Below are 11,674 nucleotides of genomic sequence, written 5' to 3' on the forward strand. Positions count from 1 at the left end.
TCCGGCTACGCCGGCAGACCGAGGAGGGCGCGCATCCGGGCGTACTTCTCGGTCAGCCGTTTCCGGGTGTCCTCGTCGAGTACGGCGAGCCGGCCCGGGTCGGCGTTGTGCGCGAGGTCGGCCTGTTTGACGAGGAGCGCGCCCGGGGTGTCGAGGATGCGGCGGGCGTACGCCTCGGGCGGCTCGCCGGGGTGTTTGGTGACGGCGAGGACGATGGCCCTGGTGCGGGCGGTGAGGGGGGCCGCCGCCAGCCAGTCCGCCGTGACGGCGTGGTCCTCGACGGCGTCGTGCAGCCAGGCGGCGGCGATCTGCTCCGGGTCGCCGCCGCGGACGCGGACGCCTTCGGCGACGGCGGCGAGGTGCTCGGCGTAGGGGCGGCCGGCCTTGTCGGTCTGCGCGGCGTGCGCGGCCCGGGCGAGCGCCTCCACTTCGGAGAGGGAGAGCGGGGTCGGGGTCACGGTGCGAGTATCCCGTGGCGGGGGTGGGGGTGGGGACGCTTACCGGCGCTTGCAGGGTGCCGCCTGCGCCCACCCGTGCCGCCCCAGCGGCACGACTGCCCGCAGCTAGGGAGAGACGGCGGGCGAAGCGCCGCGTAAGGGGCGCGGGGAACTGCGCGAACAGCCCGCACCGGCCCGCAGCCCAACCGTCGGCCTCCTCACCGCGCCGCCTCCCGGCAGATCAGCAGCAGCGCCCGGTCGTCGTTCACGTCCCTCGCCACCGCCTCGATCAGGTGCCAGGCCGCCCCGTGGAAGCCGCCGGCGACATAGCGGTCGGCCTCTCCCGTGAGGCGGTCGATGCCCTCCACGATGTCCCGGTCCGACGTCTCCACCAGGCCGTCCGTGAAGAGCATCAGGACGTCACCCGGGCGCAGTGAGCCCTTGACCGAGTCGAACTGCGCGCCGTCGTAGACACCCAGGAGCGGCCCCTCCGCGGCCTTCTCCTCCCAGCGGCCGCTGCCCGCGCTGAGCTGGAGGCCCGGGGGGTGACCGGCGGAGTAGAGCTCGTAGTCGCCGGAGTCCAGGTCGAGGACCAGGTGGATCGAGGTGGCGAAGCCCTCGTCCCAGTCCTGGCGGAGGAGGTATCCGTTGGCGGCGGTGAGGAAGGCGTGCGGGGGCAGGGACCCCAGCAGGCCGCCGAACGCGCCGGACAGCAGCAGGGCGCGGGACGCCGCGTCCATGCCCTTGCCGGAGACGTCCGTGAGGACGACCTCCATCGTGCGCCCGTTGTTCGTGCGGGCCGCGACCACGAAGTCGCCGGAGAAGGACTGCCCGCCGGCCGGCCGCAGGGCCATCTCGCGGTGCCAGCCCGGCGGCAGCTTCGGCAGCTTGCTCTGCACCCGGATGCGTTCGCGCAGGTCGAAGAGCATGGTGCCGCCGCGCCGCCAGGGCACGCCGACCCGGCTGCGGAACTGGGCGGTGAGGAGGCCGAAGAAGCCGCAGGCGGCGACGACGAGGACCACGCCCGGGGTGACCCGGGAGGGGCCCTCCGTGTAGGGGCCGAGGCGGACCGACTCCACGATCAGCGCCGTGGCCGCCGCCGCGTACAGGCCGAGCAGGCTCGCCGGGCGCAGCAGCAGGCCGCCCGCGATGATCGGCAGGACCAGGGAGGCCGGGGAGAACCACACCGAGTTGGCGAGGGTCATGGCCGCCAGTACCGGGACGGTCAGCAGGAGCCCGACGAGCGCGATCCAGTCGGAGCCGTCGCCGCGGAAGTAGTCCACGGCGCTTCTGCGCAGCCCGACGCGGGCCCGGTGCCACTGCATCTTCCACCGGGCCGTGAACGTCTCGGCCTTCCCGCGCCGCTCTCCGTCTACTGCCATTAGTTCGGGACCCTATCCATCGGACCAGCTGCTTGGCACGGGAGGTCCCACTTGTCCCCCGTCCGAGGTTCGCCGTCGAGTGCGACTTCACAGTGAACTTCACCGGACGCCCCCGCGTCGCCGTCCGGGAGAAATTCGCTGGCTCGTCCCGCATCGCCCCTGGTAGGCATGGCCTATGGCGACCGACCGTACGACCGAGTTGAAGGTGCTGCGTGCCGAGGAGTTCGACGGGTGGTGGGACCATCTGGTACGGGCCTTCGGGGCCGGACCGGCGTCGGCCGAGGAGCGCGAGCTGGACCGCTCCCTCACGGAGTTCGAGCGTTCGCTGGCCGCCTGGGACGGGGCGGAACTCGTCGGGACGGGCGGGGCGTTCAGCTTCCGGATGACCGTGCCGGGCGGCGCCGTGCTGCCCGTGGCGGGCGTCACCATGGTGAGCGTGTCCGCGACGCACCGGCGGCGCGGGGTGCTGACCGCGATGATGCGGCGCCAGCTGGACGACGTACGGGAGCGGGGCGAGGTGCTCGCCGCGCTGACCGCCTCCGAGCCGGCGATCTACGGCCGCTTCGGGTACGACACCGCGGTCCAGCAGCTGCAAGCCGAGATCGACACGAGCCGGGTGACGCTGGCCGTGCCGGCCGGCACCGACGACGTACGGCTGCGCTACGCCAGGCCGGCCGACGTGCTCGACGCGTGCGAGGCGGTGTACGCGGAGCTGGTGCCGCTGCGGCCCGGGATGCTGGCCCGGCAGCCCGGCTGGGAGCGGGCGGCGCTGGTGGATCCGGAGAGCGACCGGGACGGGGCGTCGGCGCTGCAGTGCGTGGTCGCCGAGCGGGACGGGCGGGTCACCGGGTACGCCCGGTTCCGTACCAAGCGGGCTGGTCGCCGAGCGGGCACGACGGCACGGTGGCGCTGCAGGACCTGGCCGCGGTGGACGCGGCGAGCGACGCGGCGCTGTGGCGGTTCCTGTTCGGCATCGACCTGATGTCGAAGCTGACGCTGCGGGGGCGACCGGTCGACGACGCCTGGCAGTACCTGGTCTCCGACATCCGGCGCTGTCTGACGCGGGTGCGGGACATGGGGTACCTCCGTCTCGTCGACGTCGGCGGGGCGCTCGAGGCGCGGACCTATCAGGCGCCGGTGGACGTGGTGCTGGAGGTGGCGGACGCCTTCTGCCCCTGGAACGAGGGGCGTTGGCGGCTGACCGGCGACGCCAAGGGCGCGTTCTGCGAACGTACGACGGACACGGCCGAACTCGCCCTGTCCGTACGGGAGCTGGCGGCGGCCTACCTCGGTGGCGTGTCCCTGGTGTCGCTGGCCCGGGCGGGCCGGGTGCGGGAGCTGCGGCCGGGGGCGCTGGCCGAGGCGTCGACGGCGTTCGGGTCGGCGGCGCTGCCGTGGCTGCCGCACGGTTTCTAGCGCGCCCTCCGGTGGGCGCCGCTCAGCGGTTCTGACAGCGGGGGCACCAGAAGAGGTTGCGGGCGGCGAGGTCCGCGGTGCGGATCCCGGTGCCGCAGATGTGACAGGGCAGGGTGGCCCGGCGGTAGACGTACACCTCGCCGCCGTGGTCGTCGACGCGCGGCGGGCGGCCCATCGCCTCCGGGGTGTGCTCGGGGCGGACGGTGTCGATCCGGTTGTTCCGCACGCCTTCGTGCATGAGCCCGACGAGATCGGCCCAGACGGCGTCCCACTCGGCCGGCCCGATCTCCTTCCCGGCGCGGTAGGGATCGATTCCGTGCCGGAACAGCACCTCGGCGCGGTAGACGTTGCCGACCCCCGCGATGATCTTCTGATCCATCAGCAGCGCGGCGACGGTCGTACGGCTGCGGGAGATCTTCCGGTACGCGACGCTCGGGTCGGCGTCGGCACGGAGCGGATCCGGACCGAGCCGGGCGTGTATGGCGTTCTTCTCCGCGTCGGTGATCAGGGCGCAGGTGGTGGGGCCGCGCAGGTCGACGTACGAGGTGGCGTCGGCGAGGCGGAGCCGGACGGTGTCGGTGGCCGGGGGCGCGGGGGCGTCACCGAAGGTGACCTTGCCGAAGAGGCCGAGGTGGATGTGGACCCAGTCGCTGTCCCGGAAGCCCAGGAAGAGGTGCTTGCCGTGGGCTTCGGTACGGGTGAGGGGGGCGCCGTCGATCAGCTGGGCGGCGTCGGAGAACTTGCCCTGCGGACTGCTGACCCGCACGGGTCCGGTGAGCCGCCGGTAGTCCAGCGCGAGCCGGTGAATGGTGTGCCCTTCCGGCACCGGGGTAGTTCCTTTCCCACCCACCACCCGACTCGGTCGGTGGAGAGGTGAACGTCGAGGGCCAAGTGCCCGGCCGGGGCCCCGAAGCGAAGTGAGAGAAACGGGCCATAGCCCAGCCGGGGGCGCAAGCGCTCCGTAAGGGGCGCGGGGAACTGCGCGAGCAGCCCCCACGCACCCGCAGCCGAACGCCTACCGGGCCGCCCCTGGTCAAAGACACGGCCCCGCTCGGCGCTCCCCGACCTCGCTTCTCAGGCCGCCGAGTCGGGTGGGTGGGCAGACGCTACGGCTGGGGGTGGTGCGCCGGGATGGGCGGGAGGGTGCCCGTCGTCTCGTACTCCGTCAGCATGTCGATGCGGCGGACATGGCGCTCACCCTGCGAGAACGGCGTGTTCAGGAAGGTCTCGACGAACTTCGTCGCCTCTTCCTGCGTGTGCATCCGCGCCCCCACCGCGACGACGTTCGCGTTGTTGTGCTGCCGGCCGAGCGAGGCGGTCTCCTCGCTCCAGGCGAGCGCCGCCCGCACGCCCTTCACCTTGTTCGCGGCGATCTGCTCACCGTTGCCGGAGCCGCCGATCACGATGCCGAGGGACTCCGGGTCCGCCGCCGTCCGCTCGGCCGCACGGAGGCAGAAGGGCGGGTAGTCGTCCTGGGCGTCGTAGATGTGGGGGCCGCAGTCGACGGGGTCGTGACCCGCTTCCTTCAGCCACTCGACGAGGTGGTTCTTGAGTTCGAAGCCCGCATGGTCGGAGCCGAGATACACGCGCATGGGATGAGTGTGACATGGCCGTAAACGCGCGGCAGTGCGGGGGCCACGCCCCGGGAAGTGTGAGTAACACTACAGAACCTCAGGAAAACCTCAAGTAACGATCTGGAATCAAAGGTTCAGGAATCCGCCAGCCTCCGTTTCACTGGACCAACTCGTACGCCGCTCGTACGGGACCCCCGCTCAACGGCGCAAAGGAATTCCCCCTATGACTTCGCAGCCGACCACGACTGCCCCGCCCCCGGCCGGCGATCCCGGCAACGGCAACGGTCTGCACGCAGGACTCAAGAACCGCCATCTGTCGATGATCGCCATCGGCGGCGTCATCGGCGCCGGTCTCTTCGTCGGTTCCAGTTCGGGTATCGCCACCGCAGGGCCCGGCATCCTCTTGTCGTACGCCCTCGTCGGCACCCTCGTCGTCCTGGTGATGCGGATGCTCGGCGAGATGTCCGCCGCCAATCCGACCTCCGGTTCGTTCTCCGCGCACGCGGACCGCGCGCTCGGCCGCTGGGCCGGGTTCTCCATCGGCTGGCTGTACTGGTTCTTCTGGGTCGTGGTGCTGGCGGTGGAGGCCACCGCCGGCGCCAAGATCCTGGAGGGCTGGATCCCGGCCGTCCCCCAGTGGGGCTGGGCGCTCATCGTGATGGTGGTCCTCACCGCCACCAACCTGGTCTCGGTCGGCTCGTACGGCGAGTTCGAGTTCTGGTTCGCCGGGATCAAGGTCGTCGCGATCGGCGCGTTCATCGTCGTCGGCCTGCTGGCCGTCTTCGGTGTGCTGCCCGGCGTGCACGCGGACAAGGCGAGTTTCGCCAACCTCACCGACCACGGCGGTTTCCTGCCGCACGGGCCCGGCGCCATCCTCACCGGTGTGCTGCTGGTCGTCTTCTCCTTCATGGGCAGCGAGATCGCCACCCTGGCCGCCGGCGAGTCCGAGAACCCGCAGCGCGCGGTCACCAAGTCGACCAACAGCATCATCTGGCGGATCGGCGTCTTCTACCTGGGCTCGATCCTCATCGTCGTCGCGCTGCTGCCCTGGAACGACCCGTCGATCAAGGAGAAGGGCTCGTACGTCGCCGCCCTCGACTCCCTCGGCATCGCGCACGCCGGCGAGATCATGAACTTCATCGTGCTGACCTCGGTGCTGTCCTGTCTCAACTCCGGTCTGTACACGGCCTCCCGGATGGCGTTCTCGCTCGGACAGCGCGGCGACGCGCCGAAGGCGTTCGCCCGGACCACCTCCCGCGGTGTGCCGATGGCCGCGATCGTCGCCTCCGTCGTCTTCGGGTTCGTCGCCGTCTTCTTCAACTACCGGTTCCCGGACTCCGTCTTCCTCTTCCTCGTCAACTCCTCCGGCGCGGTGGCCCTGTTCGTCTGGCTGGTCATCTGCTTCTCGCAGCTGCGCATGCGGAAGATCATCCAGGCCGAGGCGCCGGAGAAGCTCGTCGTGAAGATGTGGCTGTACCCGTACCTGACCTGGGCGACGGCCGGTCTGATCGTGTTCGTCCTGGGCTACATGCTGACCGACACGGAGGGCGAGAGCAGCGGCCGTACGACCGTGCTGCTGTCCTTGCTCGTCGCGGCGCTCGTGATCGCCGTCGCCGTGGTGAAGCAGAAGCTCACGGAGAGCCGCGTGGCGGCGACCGCCGCGGAGGCGGGCGAGCCCGCCGACAAGGTGTCCGTCGGCTGAGCCGACCGCCGGTCACAGCAGGGTGAAGCCCTCCTTGACCTGCTCGTACGTCTGCACGGCCTGGGTTTCGATCGCCGGCTGGTACCAGGTGTTGATCTGGTACGACTTGCCGTCGGCGTCGAAGCCCAGCAGCCGTGCGTGCCAGCGGACGCCCTTGAGGGAGAAGGTGTACTCCCAGACCACCGCCGGGTAGCCGCGGAACCTCGTCTCGACCAGCCGGATCTTGCTGTAGTCCTGGCCCTGGTGGGCGCTGCGTTCGGAGGCGCTCCAGCTGTCCATGAGGTCACCGCGGGCCAGGGAGGACTTGGCGACGAGTTCCTGGCTGCCGTCGGGGGAGGTGTAGTGCACCTCGGCGCCGGTCTTCACGTCCCTGCGCCAGCCCTTAGGGGTCACCCAGGCGAAGCCGCCGGCCTCCTCGTGGGCGCCGGGCGGAAGGCTGCGGGGGCGGGCGGTGCCCGCCACTGTGGGCGCCGATGTGGTGGGCGTCGCGGTCGAGGGGGTTGGGGAGATACCGGCTGCTGTGCCGTTGTCGCCGCCGCCTGTTGTGGTGGCGAGGAGGACGGCGAGGGCGGTGGCCACCGCCGCGGTTCCCAGTACGGCCAGGAGAGTTGTGCGTTTGGGGGCTTTGCGCGAGTGGGTCGCTGCGGGTTCGTGGTGGCTGGGCGCGCCGTTCCCCGCGCCCCTTTCGGGGCGCTGCAAGGTGGGGGCTGCCGAGTTGCTGGGCGGAGTTTCCGAGCGGACCTCTGAGCGCTGCGTCGCCGCCTCCGTCGAAGCACTCACCGGCGGGGACGTCTGTACCTCCGTCGGATGCGGCTGCGGGCGTTCGTCCTGCGGCTGCGGAATACGCAGCTTCGTCAGGTCCACGTACGCCGGTGTCGGGCGCTCCGCCGGCACTGGGGCCGGAGTCGGACAGGTCTGCGTCGGGGTCCGGGGTGGGTATGCCACCGGGCGCAGGGTCCGTTCGACCTCCGCCAGGCCGGGCCGGGCCGTCGGTTCCTTCGCCAGCAGCGCCGCCAGCAGGTCGTGCAACGGGCCCGCCGCCGCGGGGAGTTCGGGCTCCTCGTAGAGGACCGCGTGCAGCGTGGCCAGGGTCGTGTCGCGGGAGAAGGGGGAGCGGCCGCCGAGGGCCGCGCACAGGGTCGCGCCGAGCGACCAGACGTCGGACGGCGGGCCCTGCGGGCGCCCGGAGATCCGCTCGGGTGCCATGTAGTCGGGGGAGCCGACGAGCATGCCGACCATGGTGAGCGCCTTGGCGTCCTGGATCGCCGCGATGCCGAAGTCGGTGAGCACGACCCGGCCGTCGGTGTTCTCGACCAGGACGTTCCCGGGTTTGATGTCACGGTGCAGCACTCCCCCGGCGTGCACCTGGCGCAGCGCGGCGACCAGTCCGAGGCCGATCCGGGCCGCGGCGCGCGGGCTCAGCGCCCCTTCCTCGGCCATGATCCACTCAAGGGAGCGGCCGTTGACCAGCTCCATGACGATCCACAGGCGTTCGCCCTCGTCGACGACGTCGTAGACCCGTACGACGTTGGGGTGGTCGATCCGGGCGGTGGCCCTGGCCTCGCGCAGGGTGCGTTCACGGCGGGTGCGGGTGTCCTCGGCGTCGAGGCCGTCGATCCGCATCTCCTTGACGGCGACCTGCCGGTCGAGCGTCTCGTCGGCGGCCCGCCACACCCGCCCCATTCCCCCCTGCCCGATACTCTCGGCCAGCCGGTAGCGACCGGTCACCAGCAGCCCCGGCACACCACCGCGCCCCGCGCTCTCCGCGTTCCCTGGACCAACCGCGTCCCCTGGACCAACCGCGTTCCCTGGACCACCGGAATTCCCTGGACCAACGGAATTCCCCGCGCCCCCTGGAATCCCTGGACTCCCTGAATTCTCCGGCAATTCGCTGCACCCCCTCAACGACCGCCCCTGCTGACACACAATGGTCACACTTACGGCCGTACCAGCATAGTGCGGAGAAATCTTGTGGTACCTCTTCAAGTGACCGCGAATTCAGGCGCGGTCAGGGGGTTGCAAGGGGGACGAACATGAGTTCTCGTCGTATGGCAGTCGTCGCGGGATCGCTGGTCACGGCATCTTTCTCGGCCGTGATGATCCTCCCGTTCACGGCGGCCGCCGATGACCAGGGACCGGCAAGCGGCAAGGGGGGAAAGGCGGTTGACCAGGCACCGGCGGGTGTGAAGCTGACGACCACGCTGCCCGGGAAGATCTCGGTCGACAACAGTTCGCAGAAAACGGCGATTACCGCCACGGTAAAGAACGAGGGAACCAAGGACAGCGCCGACATCGAACTTCTGGTGGTCGGTTTCGACGGCCTGAAAGTCACGAACGCGCAGGGCTGCGACGCCATCGCGGCGAAGGATCTGCCGGCCGGTTCGAACAGCGGCTTCAGTTGCCCGGTCGGCGTGCTCGGCGCGGGCAAGTCGAAGTCGTACCCGGTGGACGCCACGTTCGACCTGGGCAAGACCGGGAAGATCTGTCTGCCCGTGCAGAGCGCGGACGGGAAGAAGACCTTCTGGCAGCAGGGCCCGGTGCCGTTCGGTACGACGAACCCGTCGCCGAACGCCCCGGCCACCCCGCTGCTGCTGGGCACCGACAACAAGCCGGTGGGGCCGGGCGGCGACCAGCTGCCGAAGACCGGCGCGGGCGGTGACGTGCTGCCGCTCGGCGCGGCCGGTGCGGCGCTGATCGCGGCCGGGGCGGCGGGCGTGTGGTGGTCGCGGCGGCGGACCTGCTGAGCAGGACACCCACGGGAAGGGGCCCGGGGCGCGTGCGCCCCCCGGGCCCCTTCCCGTATTCGGTACCGTCGGCTCTTGCCGGCCGTTCGGTGCCGTCAGCTCTTGTCGGCGAGCTTCCAGGCGGCCGGCAGCGCGCCCATCGCCAGGGCCGCCTTCACCGCGTCGCCGATCAGGAACGGGGTGAGGCCGGCGGCGATCGCCGCGGACGCGGACAGGTGGGCGGCGTAGGCCAGGTACGGCACACCGATCGCGTAGATGATCGCCTCGCCGAGCAGCATCGTGCCCGCCATCCGCAGCACGTTGCGGTCGGCACCGCGGCGGGCCAGGGAGCCCACGACGGCGGAGGCGAGCATCATGCCGAGGATGTAGCCGAAGGAGACGGAGACCCCGGAGGTGCCGCTCGCGAACCACGGCACGCCCGCCAGACCCGCCAGCGCGTACAGGGCGAGGGAGAGCAGACCGCGGCGGGCGCCGAGGGCGGTGCCGACGAGCAGGGCCGCGAAGGTCTGGCCGGTGACCGGGACCGGGGAGCCCGGCACCGGGACGGCGATCTGGGCGGCGAGGCCGGTGAGCGCGGCGCCGCCGACCACGAGGGCCACGTCGCGCACCCGGGACGCGGGCAGGAGGTCGGCGAGGACGGTGCCGGTGCGGGGCGACGCGGCTGCGGTGGCGGTGCTCATGGGGACTCCGCGGGGTGAGGGTGGGCAGACAAGCAGGGAACACCGTGACGCTATCCCGGCCCGCCTGAGCCGAACACGTCAGCGGTCGACAAAGGCCGGAACGGGCGCTTGGTGGGCTCCCCACAAAGGATGCGGGCTACACGCGGTTTGAGGTGACGCCGATCACTGAGGCAGAGATGTTTCAGTCACGTCAACGGCGTTGAACAGGCCTGTGGAGTTCCACCAATCGAATCCTAGTGGTCTGGTGGGATTCCGGGTCGCTGGCCTACGCTTTCGGACATGGTCGCCCAGTCCCGGAACTTCACGTCGCGTCGCTATGTCGACCTGCGACGGCAAGGGGCTGCCACCTGTCGCCGCCCGGTCTGAGGCCGCGTGGCAGGGACCGGACCCGGCGCGCCTCACTCTCCGAGACGTGTCGGCCCCCGTTCCCGAGGACGGTTCCCATGCCCCGTACCGCGGCACCCCCGCTCATCTCTCCCCCCGGCGACCGGCGGCGGGCCAGCGCCAGCGTGGTCCTGCGGTCGGTGCTGGAGCACGGACCGGTGGCCCGCTCCACCATCGCCCGGCTGACCGGGCTCTCCCCGGCCTCCGTCACCGACTACTGCGCCCGGTTCACCGAACTCGGCCTGATCCGGGAGGCGCAGGCGCCGCGCCGGGCCGGCGGTGTGGGCAGACCGCATGTCCCCGTCGACCTGGACGACTCGCGGTTCGTGGTCGGCGGGGTGCACGTGGCCGTGCCGTACACCACGGTCGCCCTGCTCGACCTGCGCGGACGGGTGCTCGTACGGCGGGAGTTGAAGCACCGGGACACCGAGCCGCGCGGGGTGCTGGAGCGGGCCGCCGCCGGATTGGCCGCGCTGCTCGACGGGGTGCCGGGCAGCCGGCCGCTGGGCGTCGGGGTCGCGGTCGGCGGCTGGGTGGACCGGGACTCCGGGACCGTCGTCGAGCACCCGCTGCTGGGCTGGCGCGAGGTGCCGGTGCGGGAGCTGCTCGGCGCGCACACCGGGCTGCCGGTCCATGTGGACGGGCACGCCCGGGCGTTGGTCAACGGGGAGCGGCTCTTCGGGCGGGCCCGGGGCAGCCGGAGCGTGCTGCATCTGTTCGTCGGGAACGTGGTCGACGCGGCCTTCGCCACCGGCGACGAGGTGCACCACGGCCCGCGCTCGCAGGCGGGCACGATCGCCCATCTCCCGGTGCCGGGCGGCACCGAGCCGTGCGGCTGCGGGCGCACCGGCTGCCTGCAGGTGGAGCTGAGCGAGCGGACCCTGGTGCGCCGGGCCCGGGCGGCCGGGGTCGTCGACGGTGTCAATCCGATGGACGTCCTCGCCGCGGCCGGCGCCGGTGACCCGGTGGCGGCGCGGCTGCTGGTGGAGCGGGCGCGGCTGACCGGGCGGGCGGCGGGGCTGCTGCTCGACGTGCTCAACCCGGAGAGCGTGGTGGTCACCGAGGTGGGCGTACTGAACCGCGAGGACTGCCTGGCCGCGCTGCGGGAGGCGGTCGGACCGGAGCGGGCGGCCGTGGTCGCGCCGACCAGTTTCGGGGACTCCGTGCTGGCGGTGGCGGGCGGTTCGGTGGTCCTCGACGTGCTGTACCGGGACCCGTTGAACGCGTCACCACGGCTTATTTAATTCAGAAACTCGGAATGTTGACAGCCGTCGTCCACGACAAGGAACATCCTTCTCATGACCTGTCGCACCCTCTGTTGCTGACGTCTTGACGCGCTCCGAGCGCGCATTTCC

At 71.5% G+C, this 11,674-nt stretch carries 9 protein-coding genes and 1 pseudogene; 4 read left to right on the top strand and 6 right to left on the bottom strand.

The genetic code is table 11. The annotated features are described in order from the left end of the window. Positions 1-5: 5 nt before the first annotated feature. Both ACZ4N4_RS04845 and ACZ4N4_RS04850 read right to left on the bottom strand, forming a co-directional pair. Positions 6-458 carry an HD domain-containing protein gene (locus tag ACZ4N4_RS04845; protein WP_467584433.1) on the bottom strand — a complete coding sequence of 151 codons (453 nt, stop codon included), beginning with the start codon at positions 456-458 and terminating at the stop codon, positions 6-8. 197 nt (positions 459-655) lie between these two features. Further along, entirely contained in the window at positions 656-1,819 is a 1,164-nt protein-coding gene (locus ACZ4N4_RS04850; RefSeq protein ID WP_453575922.1) for a PP2C family protein-serine/threonine phosphatase, read from the bottom strand. 175 nt (positions 1,820-1,994) lie between these two features. Between ACZ4N4_RS04850 and ACZ4N4_RS04855 the strand changes: the two are divergent. Further along, a pseudogene (locus ACZ4N4_RS04855) lies at positions 1,995-3,235 on the top strand (GNAT family N-acetyltransferase). A 22-nt stretch (positions 3,236-3,257) separates the two neighbouring features. On the opposite strand, the gene ACZ4N4_RS04860 reads toward ACZ4N4_RS04855, so the two are convergent. Together ACZ4N4_RS04860 and ACZ4N4_RS04865 are read right to left on the bottom strand one after the other, a co-directional pair. Continuing rightward, positions 3,258-4,061, bottom strand: a complete 804-nt coding sequence (locus ACZ4N4_RS04860) for an Fpg/Nei family DNA glycosylase (RefSeq protein WP_467584436.1) — start codon at positions 4,059-4,061, stop codon at positions 3,258-3,260. A gap of 280 nt (positions 4,062-4,341) precedes the next feature. Then, entirely contained in the window at positions 4,342-4,827 is a 486-nt protein-coding gene (locus ACZ4N4_RS04865) for a ribose-5-phosphate isomerase (RefSeq protein ID WP_450755675.1), read from the bottom strand. A 205-nt stretch (positions 4,828-5,032) separates the two neighbouring features. Between ACZ4N4_RS04865 and ACZ4N4_RS04870 the strand changes: the two genes are divergently transcribed. Continuing rightward, positions 5,033-6,511 carry an amino acid permease gene (locus ACZ4N4_RS04870; protein ID WP_467584439.1) on the top strand — a complete coding sequence of 493 codons (1,479 nt, stop codon included), beginning with the start codon at positions 5,033-5,035 and terminating at the stop codon, positions 6,509-6,511. Positions 6,512-6,523: 12 nt separating this feature from the next. Here the strand turns inward: ACZ4N4_RS04870 and ACZ4N4_RS04875 are convergent, their stop codons facing one another. Beyond that, a complete protein-coding gene (locus ACZ4N4_RS04875) occupies positions 6,524-8,194 on the bottom strand; it encodes a protein kinase domain-containing protein (protein WP_467585325.1) in 1,671 nt (556 codons plus the stop codon). A 350-nt stretch (positions 8,195-8,544) separates the two neighbouring features. Between ACZ4N4_RS04875 and ACZ4N4_RS04880 the strand changes: the two genes are divergently transcribed. Beyond that, a complete protein-coding gene (locus ACZ4N4_RS04880; protein WP_467584441.1) occupies positions 8,545-9,255 on the top strand; it encodes an LPXTG cell wall anchor domain-containing protein in 711 nt (236 codons plus the stop codon). 95 nt (positions 9,256-9,350) lie between these two features. Here the strand turns inward: ACZ4N4_RS04880 and ACZ4N4_RS04885 are convergent, their stop codons facing one another. Further along, a complete protein-coding gene (locus ACZ4N4_RS04885) occupies positions 9,351-9,935 on the bottom strand; it encodes a biotin transporter BioY (RefSeq protein WP_450755681.1) in 585 nt (194 codons plus the stop codon). A gap of 443 nt (positions 9,936-10,378) precedes the next feature. Between ACZ4N4_RS04885 and ACZ4N4_RS04890 the strand changes: the two genes are divergently transcribed. After that, the gene (locus ACZ4N4_RS04890; RefSeq protein WP_453575909.1) at positions 10,379-11,563 is read left to right on the top strand and encodes an ROK family protein; all 1,185 of its coding nucleotides are present in this window, start codon (positions 10,379-10,381) and stop codon (positions 11,561-11,563) included. Positions 11,564-11,674 lie beyond the last annotated feature (111 nt).

This window comes from Streptomyces sp. NPDC026538, from assembly GCF_055567535.1.

Bases quoted from the DNA above. Each gene is read 5' to 3' on its own strand.
- ACZ4N4_RS04890 (WP_453575909.1), top strand. From the start codon at position 10,379: ATGCCCCGTACCGCGGCACCCCCGCTCATCTCTCCCCCCGGCGACCGG.
- ACZ4N4_RS04875 (WP_467585325.1), bottom strand. From the start codon at position 8,194: ATGGGGCGGGTGTGGCGGGCCGCCGACGAGACGCTCGACCGGCAGGTC.
- ACZ4N4_RS04850 (WP_453575922.1), bottom strand. From the start codon at position 1,819: ATGGCAGTAGACGGAGAGCGGCGCGGGAAGGCCGAGACGTTCACGGCC.
- ACZ4N4_RS04885 (WP_450755681.1), bottom strand. From the start codon at position 9,935: ATGAGCACCGCCACCGCAGCCGCGTCGCCCCGCACCGGCACCGTCCTC.
- ACZ4N4_RS04870 (WP_467584439.1), top strand. From the start codon at position 5,033: ATGACTTCGCAGCCGACCACGACTGCCCCGCCCCCGGCCGGCGATCCC.
- ACZ4N4_RS04880 (WP_467584441.1), top strand. From the start codon at position 8,545: ATGAGTTCTCGTCGTATGGCAGTCGTCGCGGGATCGCTGGTCACGGCA.
- ACZ4N4_RS04865 (WP_450755675.1), bottom strand. From the start codon at position 4,827: ATGCGCGTGTATCTCGGCTCCGACCATGCGGGCTTCGAACTCAAGAAC.